This window comes from Fimbriimonadaceae bacterium, from assembly GCA_019638795.1.
GTDB lineage: Bacteria > Armatimonadota > Fimbriimonadia > Fimbriimonadales > Fimbriimonadaceae > JAHBTB01.
The window spans coordinates 244,387-260,234 of the sequence record JAHBTB010000001.1; the positions used below are offsets into that span (position 1 = coordinate 244,387).

At 64.9% G+C, this 15,848-nt stretch carries 15 protein-coding genes; 11 read left to right on the forward strand and 4 right to left on the reverse strand.

Going from position 1 to position 15,848, the window contains the following annotated elements:
* The first annotated feature begins 33 nt into the window (after positions 1–33).
* Positions 34–609 (forward strand): acyloxyacyl hydrolase, encoded by a 576-nt coding sequence (locus tag KF857_01205; protein MBX3110599.1) that lies wholly within the window; start codon positions 34–36, stop codon positions 607–609.
* Complete coding sequence (tgt, locus tag KF857_01210; GenBank protein ID MBX3110600.1) at positions 609–1,706, forward strand: tRNA guanosine(34) transglycosylase Tgt; 1,098 nt, start codon at positions 609–611, stop codon at positions 1,704–1,706. The genes KF857_01205 and tgt overlap by 1 nt, the downstream gene beginning before the upstream one ends.
* A 12-nt stretch (positions 1,707–1,718) precedes the next feature.
* On the opposite strand, the gene KF857_01215 is transcribed toward tgt, so the two are convergent.
* Genes KF857_01215 through KF857_01225 form a run of 3 tightly spaced genes read right to left on the reverse strand, consistent with a single transcriptional unit; the run spans position 1,719 to position 3,849 of the window.
* A complete protein-coding gene (locus KF857_01215; protein ID MBX3110601.1) occupies positions 1,719–2,039 on the reverse strand; it encodes an MGMT family protein in 321 nt (106 codons plus the stop codon).
* Entirely contained in the window at positions 2,003–3,169 is a 1,167-nt protein-coding gene (locus KF857_01220) for an amidohydrolase family protein (protein ID MBX3110602.1), read from the reverse strand. The genes KF857_01215 and KF857_01220 overlap by 37 nt, the downstream gene beginning before the upstream one ends.
* The gene (locus KF857_01225) at positions 3,166–3,849 is read right to left on the reverse strand and encodes a prepilin-type N-terminal cleavage/methylation domain-containing protein (protein ID MBX3110603.1); all 684 of its coding nucleotides are present in this window, start codon (positions 3,847–3,849) and stop codon (positions 3,166–3,168) included. Before KF857_01225 ends, KF857_01220 begins: the two co-directional genes overlap by 4 nt.
* A gap of 125 nt (positions 3,850–3,974) precedes the next feature.
* Between KF857_01225 and KF857_01230 the strand changes: the two genes are divergently transcribed.
* From KF857_01230 to KF857_01270, 9 genes are all read left to right on the forward strand, one after another.
* A complete protein-coding gene (locus KF857_01230; GenBank protein ID MBX3110604.1) occupies positions 3,975–4,979 on the forward strand; it encodes an LCP family protein in 1,005 nt (334 codons plus the stop codon).
* Positions 4,976–5,806 carry a hypothetical protein gene (locus tag KF857_01235; protein ID MBX3110605.1) on the forward strand — a complete coding sequence of 277 codons (831 nt, stop codon included), beginning with the start codon at positions 4,976–4,978 and terminating at the stop codon, positions 5,804–5,806. The genes KF857_01230 and KF857_01235 overlap by 4 nt, the downstream gene beginning before the upstream one ends.
* A gap of 43 nt (positions 5,807–5,849) precedes the next feature.
* Positions 5,850–6,728: a hypothetical protein gene (locus KF857_01240; GenBank protein MBX3110606.1), complete on the forward strand. Its 879-nt coding sequence runs from the start codon at positions 5,850–5,852 to the stop codon at positions 6,726–6,728.
* A gap of 180 nt (positions 6,729–6,908) precedes the next feature.
* Complete coding sequence (locus KF857_01245) at positions 6,909–7,667, forward strand: hypothetical protein (GenBank protein ID MBX3110607.1); 759 nt, start codon at positions 6,909–6,911, stop codon at positions 7,665–7,667.
* Entirely contained in the window at positions 7,664–8,788 is a 1,125-nt protein-coding gene (locus tag KF857_01250; GenBank protein MBX3110608.1) for a hypothetical protein, read from the forward strand. Before KF857_01245 ends, KF857_01250 begins: the two co-directional genes overlap by 4 nt.
* An 89-nt stretch (positions 8,789–8,877) precedes the next feature.
* A complete protein-coding gene (locus tag KF857_01255; GenBank protein MBX3110609.1) occupies positions 8,878–9,516 on the forward strand; it encodes a hypothetical protein in 639 nt (212 codons plus the stop codon).
* A gap of 47 nt (positions 9,517–9,563) precedes the next feature.
* Positions 9,564–9,728, forward strand: coding sequence for a hypothetical protein (locus KF857_01260; GenBank protein ID MBX3110610.1), 165 nt, complete (start codon positions 9,564–9,566; stop codon positions 9,726–9,728).
* Between the two features lie 14 nt (positions 9,729–9,742).
* Positions 9,743–10,276: a peptidylprolyl isomerase gene (locus KF857_01265; protein ID MBX3110611.1), complete on the forward strand. Its 534-nt coding sequence runs from the start codon at positions 9,743–9,745 to the stop codon at positions 10,274–10,276.
* A gap of 355 nt (positions 10,277–10,631) precedes the next feature.
* Positions 10,632–13,901, forward strand: a complete 3,270-nt coding sequence (locus KF857_01270) for a ribonucleoside-diphosphate reductase subunit alpha (GenBank protein ID MBX3110612.1) — start codon at positions 10,632–10,634, stop codon at positions 13,899–13,901.
* 12 nt (positions 13,902–13,913) lie between these two features.
* Here KF857_01270 and KF857_01275 read toward each other — a convergent pair whose 3' ends face one another.
* Entirely contained in the window at positions 13,914–15,779 is a 1,866-nt protein-coding gene (locus KF857_01275) for a glycoside hydrolase family 127 protein (protein ID MBX3110613.1), read from the reverse strand.
* Positions 15,780–15,848: the final 69 nt, after the last annotated feature.

The following is a 15,848-nucleotide window of genomic DNA, read 5'->3' on the forward strand; positions in this document are numbered from 1 at the left end:
CCCGGGCTGGCTTTGGGTAGCCTGCGACCCCGTATGTCTTGGCGTCAGGCGGCCCTAGCCTCGTCGGTGTTGTTGGTCTCGGCCGCTTCGGCCCAGGGCCGCGACCCGAGCAAGGAGCACTACTGGTTCTTCAGTGCCGGTGCCGGCTTCGGCCAGCCAGTGCTGGGTAGCGAGGACATCCGGCGAGGCGGCATCTACACGGTCGGCCTCGCGATGCCCTGGAACGGGCTCAAACTCTTCGGCCATCCGGGTCAGTTTGTGGCCCAGGGCTACTACATGTTCACCAAGGGCGGCGGCTTCGAGGACATCCCCGTCAACGGGTTGCACACCTACGGGGTCCTCGCCAGCGCGCGCTATCACAACCATTGGTTCAAGGGCGTCGACACGTTTTTCGAAGTCGGTTGGGGGTTCTGCTACAGCGACCGGTCGACCCGCGACCTTGACTCGTTGTTCAATTCGACGCCGACCATCGGCATCGGGGCCAGCTGGGCCAGCGGCGACGACCTCGTTTTCGCCCAAATCCGCTGGTGGCACATGTCGAACGGCGGCACCGACGGCAACAACCAGGGTCTGAACCAGATCCAGTACATTGTCGGCGTCAAGTTCTGATGGCGGTCTCATTTGAGTTGCTGGGGGTGTGCCCCGTCACCGGGGCGCGCCGCGGCCGGTTGACGACGCCCCACGGCACCGTCGAGACCCCCGCCTTCATGCCCGTCGGCACCCAAGGCAGCGTCAAGGGAGTCAGTTGCGAGGAGTTGGAGGCGATGGGGTACCAGCAGGTCCTGGCCAACACCTACCATCTGGAACTCCGGCCCGGCTCCGACCTGGTCGAGCGTGTCGGCGGCCTGCACCGGCTGATGGGTTGGCGGGGGTCGGTGCTCACCGACTCGGGCGGCTACCAAGTGATGTCCCTCTCCTCGATGCGCAAGATATCGGACAAGGGCGTCCGGTTCAAGTCGCACCTCGACGGGACCGAGATGTTCCTCACGCCCGAGCGCTCGATCGAGATTCAGGGCCGGCTCGGGGTCGACATTGCCATGGCCCTGGACGAGTGCCCTCCTTACCCCTGCACCCGCGACGAGGCCGCCCAAGCGATGGCGCGGACCCACCGGTGGGCACCCCGCAACCTCGCCGCCCGCCGCGAGGGCCAGGCCGTCTTCGGCATCGTCCAGGGTGGCGTCCACGAAGACCTGCGCCGCGAGTCGGCCGACTTCATTTCCTCGCAGGATTTCGACGGCTTCGCCGTCGGAGGGGTCAGCGTCGGCGAACCGACCGAGATGCAGTACCCCGTCGTCGCCCTGACCACGCCCCTCCTCCCCGCCGACAAGCCGCGCTATTTGATGGGCGTCGGCCACCCCGCCGACATCATCCACGCCGTTTCTTGTGGGATCGACCTCTTTGACTGTGTCCTCCCCACCCGGATGGCGCGACATCATGCCCTCTACACCTTGCCAGGCCGCGTGAACACCCTCAACAAGAAGTGGGAGGACCATATGGGGCCGTTCGACGAGGGCTCGGTCTTCCCTCCCCTGGAACGCTACTCGGCGGCCTACATCCGGCACCTCTTCAAGGCTGGGGAGGCCCTTGGCCCGCGGCTGGCGTCGCTGCACAACCTCTGGTTCTATGCCCGGCTGATGCAAGAAATCCGTGACGCGATCAGCGCCGGGACGTGGGGCCAGTTGGTCGAACGTTATGCCCGCGCCTGACGCCGCACCGCGTCAAGTGAGGTCGCCGGGCCAGACGAAGTGGCCACGTCCAACCAGTCCTTCCTGGTCAAAGACGACTCCCTCGGCCTCCAGCCGTTTGCGCTGCTCTACCCCGAACTCGGGCCCGCGCTTGAAGACCGGGAGGTTCCCCTTCGCCCCCACCACCCGCCACCAAGGCACGTCGGGCGGACATGAGGCCATCCAATGTCCCACCACCAATCCGGACACCGGGGGCACCACCGCCGCGCCGAGGGCGCCGTAACCGACGACCCGTCCGGCAGGCACGGCCCGGACCATCACCCAGAGGTCTTCGAGCCGCTCGCGGTTTGCCACAACACCGATTCTGGCCCGCCGCGCCCGACCATTTCGTCAGTGGTCAGGCAACCGGCGAGGTCAAGGGCGACTAAAGGCACCTTTGCGCCGGGTTTGATCTCCCAATCGTCCTGGCCAAGCGACCGGGCCCCCATCGTCGTCGCCATGTCCCAGACCTCCTCCGCCGTCACCAGTCGAGACCGCCGTAATGAGACTTCCAGGGCCGCACGCATCTCGGCGAACATGTCCACCGGCCCCGAAGACGCCGCCGAGTCCAATCCGAGTCCGACCAAGATCCCCGCGTCCAACATCTCCCGAACCGGCGCCCGTGGGCACTGGAGCCGCTCGTTTGAGCGGGGGCAATGGGCCACGACGACCCCCGCCTCGGCGGCCTGGCCCAAGTCTTGGGCGTCGGCGTCGCAAAAGTGCACCAGTTGGACACCAGGCCGCATCACGCCCTGCGCCGCCAAATAGTCCAACAAGCGCCCCCGCCACGGCCGTGGTACCGCATGCGCCCGGTACACCTCGGCCAGAGGCCCGTCGTCAGACTCCCAAAACGACCTCTCATGCACCGTCTCGGCGACGTGGACGCTGAGCGGAGTGCCCAGCCCCGCCAACAGGCCAAGGGTCGCACCGTCGACAGTGTGAGGGGCATGGGGGTTCAAGTACGCCTTGTCGACACTGTGGGAGGCGGCGACACGCCGCTCTTCGGCCCTCGCCAGACGGGCTTCCGGCCCGTTCTGCTCCAGAAAGGTGATGACCTCCTGGAACACCACGCCGTCTAGCCCACAAGACCGCATCGCCGCCGCCGCACCGGGTCGGTCGCTGTGTTCCGCGACGTAAGCGACACCGCTGGCGACGTTTTCCTCGGCGGCCAAGAGGCAGTCGGCCTCGACTTCTTCGGGCGACTGTTCCGTCTTCATCCGCGTGACCGTGCGGATCCATCCCACGTACTCGGGGTCGTCGATCCGCCCCAGCATCCCCCGATACTCCAGGTGGGAATGGGCGTTGACGAAAGCGGGGCTCAGGACATACGGGTCGGGCATGCCGGTCTGGGGCCCCAGGGAGACGATGGTCCCGTCGATGACTTCGAGTTCGAGGCCGAGTTCCAGCCTCCCGCGCTGGACGACTCCGTAGGGACGAAGGGTCACAGCTCGGTCAGCCAGGCCTTCTGCAACTGGTCAAAGGAGAGTGATTTGGCGTGCATGTCCCCGTACAACGTGTTGTAACGGTACCCGCGGAGCTTAAGGCCGAAAAAGAACTCGCTCTCGTTCGCGGTCATCGCGCCGCCGTCGCCGTGCCAGTGTCCGCCGGCGTCCATCAGGACGTTCACGTCGGCAGGGTACTGGAAGCGGTCTTGGCTGAACGCCTTGAAGGCGATCTCAGTCCGGAAGAAGTACGACGTGCCGTAGGTCTGGTACATCGAGGGCGAGGTCTGGAAGGGGATGAACGGCCGGTCGTCAAGCACGTTGGTGCCCGAGTCGGCCGGGCAGTGGAAGACCTCCTTGCTCTTGATGTAAGGCTGGACAGCCTCGTGCAAGTACGGCATATAAGGGATCTGGGACTGGAAGTCGGGGTACTCCGACCAAATCTCCGAGCGGACCTTGTCGATCGGGTCGACGGCCCAAGGAAACCGGTCGTCGGAGTCGCCCATATAGAGCAGGAGCGCGCTGCCGATCTGCTTCAGGTTGCTCAGGCACTGGGTTTTCTTGGCTGCCGCCTTGGCCCGGGCGAAGACCGGGAACAGCAGGGCGGCAAGCAAGGCGATGATCGCGACCACCACCAGGAGTTCGATCATGGTGAACGCCTTTTGTCCGCGTGACAGTGCCACGTCACAAGAATACGCCGTGGGAGGGCCGTCGGTGCCGGAAACCATTTCCCTGCCCCGTCCGTTATGAGGTTCCGAGGCACCGCCCATGGCCCAAGTGGGTCCGGCTGGTACTCTGGACAGCTTCAATGCAGCGCGCTTCCAAGCCCGTCAAATGGAAAAAGGTCGTCGGGACGACGTTCTACGTGCTTGGCCTCGTGCTCGTGCTCGCGGTCTTCTCCGTCTTCGCCTGGCTGAAGTCCGGAAGCGTCACCAGCAAGATCGTCAGTAAGGTCTTCACCTTCAACCCGAAGCCGCCTGCCGAGGCCTTCCGGGGTGAGAACGGGCCCCTCGACCACTTGACGGTCCTCGTCCTGGGCTGCGACGAAGACCTGACCACGGGCGGGGCCAAGGTCACCAACGCCAACGCGCGCAGCGACATGATGCTTGTCGCCCGCCTCGATTTCGCCAACAACGAGATCACCGCATTGTCGGTGCCCCGTGACCTGGAGTTCAACCTCTCGACCTACGACAACAAGGTCCACAAGATGAACGCGTTCCACGCCTACGGCGGCGACGCCCTCACCACCGAGGCCGTGGAGGCCCTGCTCGGCATCAAGGTGGACCGGACGACCACGATCAACTTTGAGGCGTTCCAGAACATCGTCGACATGCTGGGTGGAGTCACGGTCGACGTCGACAAGGACATGAAGTACACCGACCGGGCCGGCAACTTGTTCATCAACCTCAAGAAGGGCGAGCAAAAGCTGAACGGCTACAAGGCGATGGGCTTCGTCCGTTTCCGTCACAACGACAGCGACTACGCCCGCCAAGAGAGGCAGAAGCAGTTCCTCGTCGCGATGAAGAACCAGGCCTTGGCCAACTTCTGGGTCATGCCCGGCGCCCTTGACAAGGCGATGGCCCTGGCCGGCGGCGAGTTCAATGCGGACGAGTTTTCTTCCTTGATCCTCTTCGCCAAGGGGGTCAAGCCCGCCGACATCCGGATGGGGATGGTGCCCGTCACCGAGAAAGACCGCAGGGTCCGGCTTGACAAATCCAAGCTGAAGGACGCCCTTGTCGCCTTCGACTTTATCGAGGGCCCCGAGCCGAAGGTCGCCGAAAAGAAGCCGGCCAAGGGGACGCCCCGAGCGTGATCCTGGCCACCGAAGCCTACGACCCGGACGCGCCAGAGGGCTCCAAGCCGCGCGGCTCCGACTACATCAGCGGCAAGGACCTCCGCTGGATCGCCCTGATCCTTGTCGTCCTCGCCGCCCTCGGCTATCCCATCTACAACCACATGCGCGAGGACAGCCAGCGCACGATCTGCAAACGGAACCTGAGCGCGATCAGCAAGGCCGTCATCGGCTACGCCGAGGTGTATGACGGCCGCTACCCCCCTCTCTACGTCGAGGGGGACAACCAGACCCCGTACCTTGACAAGGGCAAGCCGATCGTCTGGGCGAGCACCGTCTCCGCATACATGTCCAGCTACGGCACGTTCACGTGCCCGGCGGCCAGCAAGGAAGAGGCCACCCACATCCACACCCAGACCAAGGACGGCCCCGGCGAGGCCGATCTGACCTATGGGATGTACGGCCCCCTTGCCACCCGCCCTGAACAAGAGGTCGCCCGCCCCGAAAGCACGGTCTTGGTCACCGAGACCGCGAACATGGGGGCGCGCAAGACCTTCGCGCCGGTCGACTTCCAGAACAGCAAGTCCGAGGTCGTCCCGTTCAACGGCTTTCTCGTCGGGTGGGACAACAGCAACTTCACGTGGGACGAGAAGACCAAGTACGTGACCCACTTGGCCTTCTATGACACCGCCGACGGCGTCTTCGAAGACGACAAGACCCCCGCCCGGCACGGTCGGACGATCATGTGCCTGTACGCGGACGGCAGCCTGGGCCGCCTCGTCCCCAGCAACGCGATGGTCACCAACGACGGCGGCGGCGGCCTGTCGGGGCTCTGGGCCTCTCGGTGACACCATGAATCCCGGCGACGCCCCCGCACGTTAAAGAGGACAGATGGCGCGGGTCAAGGCGTTCGTCCTCGGTTCTGCCGTGTTGCTTGTCTTCGGGGCGGTCGTCTTTGCCACCAAGTTCGCCCCCAAGCCGACGGCGCCCAAGGCGCCGGCCGGCCCCCAGGCGGTCAGCCTGCCCAAGGGCACCAAGGTCGAACTGCTCCTTCTTACCGCCCTGGACTCCGGCGGGTCGGCGGAGGGCACCGACGTCGAACTGGTCCTCGCCCGCCCGCTCAAGGTGAAGGGAGAGGTCCTTGTCCCGGCCGGCACCAAGGCGACGGGGAAGGTGACCCGGTCGCGGGGAGCCAGCGTCTTCTCGGCGTTCAGCAACCAGCCGGCACGGCTCGCGATCGAGGTGACTGGACTCAAGGCCCCGGACGGCACCGCCGTCAAGCTCTCCGCCTCTGACGACGGCACCTACGAGTTGACCCAAGCGAACACCGCGGGGCGGCGTGACGCCGCCAAAGTCGACCGGCTGTGGCAGACGCCCGAGGGCCAACAGGTCCTCAAGGACCTCGTCGCCCAGTCCACCGGAACCGCGCCGTCGGGACCGGTGGACTTGAAGCGGCTTTCCGACGTCCTCGGCCTGCACGACACCCGCGAGGTGGCCGACCGGCTGGAGGCCAAGGGTGACAAGCCCCAGGCCCAGGACACCGTCGCCGGCCTCCTCCATGGCGACCTCTCCAAACTGACCGGCGTCGACTTGGTCCTCGCCACCAAGGCACTGGGCGAGATCCAGAGCGTCGTCGGCAGTGTCGACGACAAATTGCGCGGCGTGTTCAAGGGTTCGAACATCCACGCCACCGCCGGAACACCGGTGCCGGCCCGGGTGAAAGAATCAGTCCGCCTCTTCCCGGTCCCCGCCTCCCCAAGCGCCCCCTAGGGCCCTTCCCAATACCCTTACTAGGTTTTGCCCGGCAACCATGTTGGCCGGTGTCTGTGCTGGCCGAAGATCATGCCAGGGCTGGAGGATGCCCTTGGGGATCAACGAAACCGTGGGACGGTCAGGGCGGCCGTTCCCCGGTGGGGTTCCTCCAGAGACGTAGGGCCAAGGAGGGTTCAAATGGACTCAGGCATTGAAACGACACAGATCACGGAACTCAAGAATCTGAAGAAGCAACTTCAGTGGTGGCGCTGGAGCCTGCTCGGCGCGACCGTCTTCGTCATCGCCGCCACCATCGCCACGGTCGATGGTGCCGTCAAGGGCCTCACCCAACAGGGCCCGCGCCAAGAACAGTACATCGCTGAGGTCACGGAAGGACTCAAGAACGACGTCGCTCCCGTGGTGCAAGACCTTGTCAATCAGACCGTCGAGGAAGTCAAACCGGAAATCCAGCAGGCCATGAACCATGTTCAGAGCCGCCTGCCGGAAGTCGCCGAAAAGGCGATGGCCGAGTTTGAGACTCTGCAGTCCAACTTGCCGAAGCGAGGTGAGCACGTCCTCAACGAGACGTTCGTCTCGATGCTGCGCTCCAAGGAAGCGAAGCTGAAGGAAATGTTCCCTGAGGCGACCGACGAACAGATCGAGCGGTTGTTGAACAACCTGGCCGAGTCGTGCAAGCGCGAAGCCAGCTTTGCCAACACCGAGCTCTTCGCCAAGCACCAGGAGGCCCTCCAGAGCATCCACCGCAACCTCATGACCATCCATGAGGAGGAGCGGGAGAACCTGGCCGGGGTGGAGCCGGGCTGGGAGATGGCCGTGCTCGTCTTGGACCTCTTCAAGGAAGACATCCAGAACATGCGCCCCGACCAGCAGAACGTCGGCACCGGCTTTGAGGCGACGCAGTTCCACAGCGCAAAGAAAGTGAAGGTGAGCAAGTGAGCGACGACATGAACTTCAACGGTGACAACCACGAGAACCACGAGGACCGCATGGAAGAGAACCAGTACGAAGAAAGCGCTTACACCGCCCAGGACTACCTGAGCGACGAGCTCGGTGCGACCAAGCGGACCCTGGCCGGGACCCAGGTCTGGGGCAGCGCGTTTGTGCTTGCCGTCGCCTGCGTCCTCGGCGGCATCGCCAACGGGTTTGCCAGCAACCTGGCCCCGAAGGAAGCGGCCAAGATCACCAAGGGCATGATCATGCAGCGGCTCGACGGCCTGCAGGAACAAGCGTCCAACTACCTGAAGGAGCAGATCCCCGGCTACATCGAACAGGCGCCGGAGTGGGCGATGGCCCAGCTCCCCGAGTATCGGACAAACCTTGAGGACAAGCTGGAGGAGCAGTTCCACAGCTTCGCCACCGAGACTAGTTCGAAGCTCGACACCACGTTCGACTCGTTCATCGAGGAAAACGCGGAGGAGTTCAAGACGATCATCTTGGCGGGTCAAGACCCGGCGACGACCGACGAAGTCGCCGCCCACCTGCGTGACTCGTTCATGGCCTACCTGAGCGAGCCGGGCGAGGACGGTGAGTCGGTCCAGGACAAGTTCGACGAGTCGCTGAAGATGCTTGACGAGATCGAGCAGAAGACGCACTACCTCGCCTTTGGCAAGGACCTTAACCCGACCGACCAGAAGACCCGCCGCGCGCTGGCCGTCCTGTTCGGCACGATCACCGAGAACGCCGACCTGATGCCGATTCCCAGCAAGGAAGACATCCAGGGCGCGATTTCTTCCTACCTGCCTGAGTCGGCTGAGAACACCGCTGAGGGTGGTTCGTCGGAGGGCGACGACACCCCGGCGGCCTCGGCCCCGGCGTCGGTCCCGGCCCACCGCACGGCGAAGCCGGCCGCCAAGGCTGACGCGCCTCGGTTTCGGTCAACCGACCGGCCCGCGGCACCCGCCCGGCCCGCAAAGCCGGCCAAGACCAAACTGACCGCCCCGGTTGTGGTCAATGGTGACCACCGGCCCGCCTCCAGCCAGGTCTGGAAGGGTACCGCCGCGAAGTCGGCCGTCAAGCCCGAACGGGCCAAGCTGACCCCGCAGAACCGCAACGACTAGGTCGCCGCGCGGACAAAGCGAATGACTCCCCTGCCCCCTCACGGGGCCGGGGAGTCTTCTTGTCTCGGTGCCGGTAAGATCCCCGCAGGATGCTGGGGAGAGAACCGCGCGGGCCCGAGGGGCACACCGGTCGGTCGTGGGCCCGGTCCAAGTTCGGCCTGGAGACCCCCTTGGTCGGTCGGTTCTGGGGCGAGAACAAGCGGTTGGTTTTCGCGCCCCCGCTCTGGTACGACTGGCTTGTCCTGGCTTGCGTCGTCGGTGGGTTCGGCGCCTTTCTCGGCGGGTTCTTGGGGTTCAGCGACGGCTACTGGGGCAACGTCGGCGCGTTCGTGGGCTTCGCTGGCGTGTGGGGCGCCCTGAGCAGCGAGCGGATGACGATCGACCTGCGCCAACGCACCTACTGGCGGCGCGAAGGCCAGGGCCCCTTCAAGCGGATGACGAGGGGGTCACTAGACCAGATCGACGCGGTCGTCTCGCAGGCCCACGAGTTTCCCGTTCCGACCCTGGGCGGCCGCCTTGTCATCTACCGCACCGTCCTCTTCTGGAAAGGGGCCCGGGAGCCCCTCTTTGTCGCCGAAAGGAAGGAAGCGACCATCCCCTACGGGGCCCCGATCAACGCGGGCGCCCACCATGTCCTTGCCAAAGGGGCGCGGTACGCCCAAGAGATGAAGCTCCCCTTTTATGACAACACCCACTTCCACACCGCCGACCCGATCCTGCCTTTCTAGACCCTGCCCGGCCCGCCCTCGACGGCATCGGTCAAAATGAGTCCACGATGGGTCGCGGGATAGGATTCTTGATCGTCGGATTGACCGCAGGGTTTGTGCTCGGCACACTGGTCAGCCGCGTCGAGGCCGAGCAGAAAGAGCACGAGGCCGAAGACCTTGCCGACGACCTCGCCGCCCGTCTCGCCCAACTGGAAGAGACCGCCGCGAAGTGATGTAGACTCGCGGCATGCTCACTTGGGCGGCCGCCGCTTTGACCATCGCCGTCGCCAACCCGCGCGTCGAGTTCCTCGTCCAAGACCGCGGCCGTTTCACCATGGAGCTCTTTGCCGACCAAGCTCCCAAGACCGCGGCCCACGTCCTGGAAATCACGGAGAAAGGCTTCTTCAACGGCATCCTTTTGCACCGTCGCGTCGAAGGCTTCGTCCTCCAGTCGGGCGACAGCAAGTCGCGGGGCTGGTTCCCCGAAGACGCCGCCGCCCGTCCCGGCCTGATGTCGGCCACTCAGGGGCTGGGTGACGGCGGGAGCGGCCAGACCGTGCCCTTCGAAAAGGGGGCCGGACACCACGCCCGGGGCACGGTGGGCATGGCCCTCGAGTCACCCGGCGACAACTCGGGCGACAGCCAATGGTTCATCAACCTGGCCGAGAACACGCGCCTTGACGGCAAGTACTGCGTCTTCGGCAAGGTCGTCAAAGGGATGGACGTGGTCGACAAGGCCAAGCGAGGCGACCTCATCGTCTGGGCCCGCGTCGTCAAGTGACGGTGACGCCCCGACCCGGTGGCACCAATCCGTTTCACGCGTTGCAAACTAGTAGACATTTGTGCCAGACTCTCCATGCCGCACCGCCTCGGTGAAGGCACCAGTTACCCCCATCCGGGAGTAGAACAAGTGGAAAAAGAAAATCGCGGGCAACCGCATCATCTTGTGTATTCTCGTCGTCTCGAACACAAGATGGCGCGGCTCCTGGGACAGCGGCCGCGTCACACGCCTGACCATTGACGGTCAAGGTGGCGAGGGCGGTGCCGACCTGGCGCCCGGCTTTTCCCCATAGGGCGAGGCGGGCCACGGCGTCTCCGGGCCACCCGTGACAAGAGGGCCAAGGAAGGAATTGCAGATGAGCAACACGCAGCATGATCTGGAGCTGAAGCGCGCCGCGCTTTTGACCGCCGGCGAGCGCCCGACCCCGCGCTGGGGCGACGAGATCGCCCGCCAACTGACCATGGACCGGGCCGTCCGTGTCGTCGGGCCCGAGACCGAGCGCGACTTCCAGGTCGCCGAAGTCGGCGACATCGTCGCCGACGCCATGGCCGCTGTCAGCCTGGTCCGTGGTGACAAGGAGGTCGACACCCCTACAAACCGCGCCTTCGCCCAGAGCATCGCCGAACAAGTCGTCGCCAAACTCGCCGGGCTCAGCGGCGACACCGTCAAGATCAGCGAGTACGACCTCAGCGTCCTGATCGAGGCCGTGCTGGTCGAAGCGGGTGCGTTCGACGTCGCCAAATCGCTGGTCACCCAGCGCGCCAACATCCCCAGCAGTAAGGAGGCTGCCGCCGAGGTCAAGCTCATCCGGCGCAACGGCATGGTCGTGCCCTGGAGCACCGACAAAGTCGAGATCGCCGTGCGCAAGGCGTTCCTTGCCCAAGGCATCAACAGCGAGCCTGCCGTCCACGTCGCCCGGTCGGTCGGCGAGCGTGTGCTGACGATCGGTCAGAGCTACGTCAACATCGAGACCGTCCAGGACCTCGTCCAAGAGGAGTTGATGCGCGGAGGCCACTTCAAGGTCGCCGAGGCCTACATCGTCTACCGCGCCCAACGCGCCATCATGCGCGCCCAGGAACTGGCCAAACCCAGCCGGGGCGACGACCAGTTCGCCTTGATCAGCGTCGTCGACGAGGACGGCTCCACCGCGTTCTGGGACGGCGAGGACCTGCGTCACCGCATCCAATACGCGATGATCGGCCTCGACCTGTCCCTCAGCGCCGAAAAGATCGAGGTCGAGCTCCGGCGGTCGGTCAGCCAGGACATCCCGCTCCAAGACCTGCGCAAGCTCATCGTCCTCAACGCGAAGAGTCTGATGGAGCGCGACGCCGACTTCGCCTTCTTTGCCGGAAGGATCCTCCTCACCTATATCTATGAGGAGAGTCTTGACTGGAACATTGTCCGCGACGGCGTCGACAAGCTGAAGGACGCCCACCGGCGCGCCTTCCCCGCTTACCTCAAGCGCGGCGTCCAGATCGGCCGACTCAGCGAAGACGTCCTCGACTACGACCTCGAAAAGCTGGCCAACGCGCTTGACCCCACCGCCGACCTCGACTTTGACTTCCTCGGCGTCCAGACCCTCTACGACCGCTATCTGATCACCGACAAGACCGACTCGAAAAACCCCAAACGGCTTGAGACACCCCAGATGTTCTGGCTGCGCGTCGCCATGGGGCTATTCAAGAACGACGCCGACAAGGGTGACCGGGCCGTCGAGCTGTACCACATGTACAAATCACGCCGGTTCTGCTCGTCCACCCCGACCCTGTTCAACTCCGGCACCCGGCGCTCCCAACTCTCCAGCTGCTACCTCTACAAGGTCGACGACAGTATCGAGAGCATCATGTTGCGCGGTATCGCCGAGAACGCCTTTCTGAGCAAGTGGGCGGGTGGCCTGGGCGGGTCGTGGACCAGCGTCCGGGGCACCGGCGGCTATATCCAGGGCACCAATGGCGAGAGCCAAGGCGTCATTCCGTTTCTCAAGATGCACAACGACCAGCTCGTCGCCGTCAACCAGGGCGGCAAGCGGGCCGGTTCGGGCTGCGCCTACCTGGAGAGCTGGCACAACGACATCTTCGACTTCCTTGAGCTCCGGCGCAACACCGGCGACGAACGGCGGCGCACCCACGACATGAACACGGCCAACTGGGTCCCCGACCTCTTCATGAAGCGTATGGAGGCCAGGGAGCATTGGACGCTGTTCCGCTCTAACGAGACACCAGACCTGCACGAGCTCTACGGGGCCGCGTTTGAAAAGCGCTACCTGGAATACGAGGAGCAGGCCGCCCGAGGCGAGATCTACGGTAACCGGATCGAAGCCCTCGATCTCTGGAAGGCCATGCTCAAGATGCTCTTCGAGACCGGCCACCCCTGGATCACCTTCAAGGACCCCTGCAACCTGCGGTCACCACAAGACCACGTGGGCGTCGTCCACAGCAGCAACCTCTGCACCGAGATCACCCTTAACACCAGTGCAGAGGAGACCGCCGTCTGCAACCTTGGCAGCATCGTCATCGACAGCCACCTGCGGGCCGACGGCAGCCTGGACCTCGCCAAGCTTCGCGAGACCGTGCGTGTCGCGGTGCGCGCCCTCGACAACGTCATCGACATCAACTACTACCCCACCGAAGCGGCCAAGACCAGCAACGTGCGGCACCGACCCGTCGGTCTGGGCGTCATGGGCCTGCAATACGCCCTCTACAAGAAGGACGTCGCCTTCGCCTCGCCCGAGGCGGTGGAGTTCAACGACGAGATGATGGAGGCCGTCGCCTACTTTGCCTACGAAGCGTCCTCAGACCTCGCCGCCGAACGGGGTGTGTACTCCTCGTACAAGGGGTCCAAGTGGGACAGGGGCCTGCTCCCCCAAGACACCCTCGAGATCCTGGAGCGCGAACGAGGGGTGCCGGTCGAAGTGCCGCGCGGCGGCAAGTTGGATTGGGAACCGTTGCGAGCCAAGATCAAGGCCCAAGGCATGAGGAACAGCAACGTCCTCGCCATCGCCCCCACCGCGACGATCGCCAACATCATGGGCACCAGCCCCTGCATCGAGCCGGTCTACAAGAACATGTTCGTGAAGTCGAACCTCAGCGGTGACTTCGTGGTCGTCAACCCGTACATGGTCAAGGAACTCAAGACCCGTGGGCTCTGGACCAAAGAGATCGTCGACCAGATCAAGTACTTCGACGGCGAACTCGAACATGTCCAGGGAATCCCCGATGAACTCAAGCAGAAGTACCTCACCGCCTTCCAGATCCCCTACAACTTCATCGTCGAGGCGGCGGCCCGCCGCCAAAAGTGGATCGACCAAGCCCAATCGGTGAACTTGTTCATCGGGCGGCCCGACATGAAGACCATCTCGCACACGTACCGCCTGGCTTGGCGCACCGGTCTGAAGACGACGTACTACCTCCGTTCTCTCGGAGCCTCGAACATCGAAAAGGCCACCGTGGCCGTGCAGAAGCAGAAGACATCGACGGTGGCCGACGCGGCCGAGGCCGACCAGTCGGCGCGAGACGGCTTCACTCTCGACGGTGAGACGGTGAAGAAGACGTACACCGAGGCCGAGCGTCTCGCCTGCTCGATCGAGGCGATGCGCAACGGTGAGGAATGCGAGGCTTGCCAGTAGCCTGACCTCAGGTCAGGCCCGCCCGGCCGCCAACCAAACCTGCATGGATCCCTGCCCTCGGTTGCCCCACGTCGCGTAGGGCACGAGGGCGGCGGTGACCGGCATCATCTGCCGTGCCTTGGCCTGGTAGAGCGGGCCATGCCAGTCCGCCGCGTCGATGGCGCCGTGGACATGGAGGCGGTGACCCACGCGGGGGTCTGCGTCGGACGATTCCGTCAACCCGGCCGACTCATCGACGACAAACCGCTGGACGCGGGCGCCGAGGTCTTTTTCCTCCAGGCAGTACACGAGCGGGCCGCGCTGGACGGCGACGCGGCCGATGTTCGCATTGACGCGCGGGTCGCACCGGAGGAACTCCGGCCGAAGCTCCAAATCGAGGACCACCTCGTCGCCGTCCTTCCACTCCTTTGTCCACGAAAGGTAGCCGTGGGCGGGATGGGTGTGCCCGGGGCACGACCACGTGGTCGCTGTCCCGGGCACTCGCACCCGGAGCGTGCCGTAGACCGGTGACTGCGGGTGCACCCGGACCACGACACTTCCCTTGTGGGGATATTCAGACTCGACGACGACTTTGACGGGGACCCCGCTCATCTCGGCCTGGGCCTCCATGGCGAGGGGCACGTCCACCGAGACGGTCCCTCCTCCCCACGACACCAAGTATCGACCGAGGGAGAGGATAAACCGGGCGATGTTCGGCGGGCAACACGCGCAATCGAACCATGGCTGGCGGATGTGGTCCCCCTCGGACTCCAGCGGGTTTTCGTAATGGTAAGCCGTGCCGGCAAAGTCCATCCCCGAGAGGACGCCGTTGAACAGGGAACGCTCAAAGATGTCGAAGAACCTGCCGTCACCGAAGGCGGCCCCCATGCGGGCGGCCCACATGCACAGGCCGATCCCCGCGCAGGTCTCGGCATATGCGGTGCGGTTCGGCAGGTCGAAGTCGGTGGTGAAGCCTTCGTTGGCAAAGCTCGAGCCGATGCCGCCGGTGACATACATCCGCCGCTCGGTCAAGGACGACCAGATGCGGAGGAGCGCCTCGCTCAGCCCCGTGTCGTCGCCGCCGTAGACGTCCATCGCGCCACAGTACTGGTACATGGCGCGGACGGCATGGCCGACCGCGGTCGTCTGGTCCCGTAGCGGCTTGTCGTCTTGGGCGTACGAGCCGTCGTACTTCCCTGCGTCGCACCAGATGGTGGGCAGCGTCGGGGCAAAGGCGAGAGAAACCGGGTCGTTGATCTCGTCCTCAAAGGGGCTCGGGCGTGTCCCCCGCTGGTCGGTCATCCACCGGGACAGTTCCAGGTCGCCCGGCCTCCCGAACTGCCTGGCCGTGCGGGCCAGGCCGATCTCGACTTCCTCGTGCCCCCCGTACCCCCGCCGTCGGCCCGGCCCGAAGGTGGACACCAAGTGGTCGGCCACACTCTCGCCCAATGCCTGCCACCGCCCGCCGCCGAGGACTTCTTCCGCGGCGCAACAGGCCTCCAAGAGGTGCCCCATGCAATACATCTCGTGCTTCGCCGCCAGACAGAGATAGCGCTTGTCGGGGTGGGCCAGAGAAATGAACGTGCCGACGTAACCGTCGGCATGCTGGGCCCCTTCGACCAAGCCGAGTGCCTCGTCGAGGATGGCCTTGAGGTGTGGCTCCGGCGTCAGGGCGTGCGCGTAAGCGGCCGCCTCGGCGAGCTTGTAGACGTCGCTGTCGTTGTAGTACCGGCCGGCGAAACCGCCCTTCTCTCCCCGGGCGACGCGGCGAAAGTTTTCCGTCCGGCCCGTCTCCTCGCACATGCGCCACTGGTGCGACAACCCCTGATGGATAAGGGCGTCCTGCCAGGCGACGACAAGGGGCGCGGTGACACGGACGCGCGTGTGGGGAGCGAGCACGGTTCATTGTGCCTGTTTAGAAGCGTCGTTTGGGCAGGACTGGGAACCAGAACGGGTTAGAATCCATTG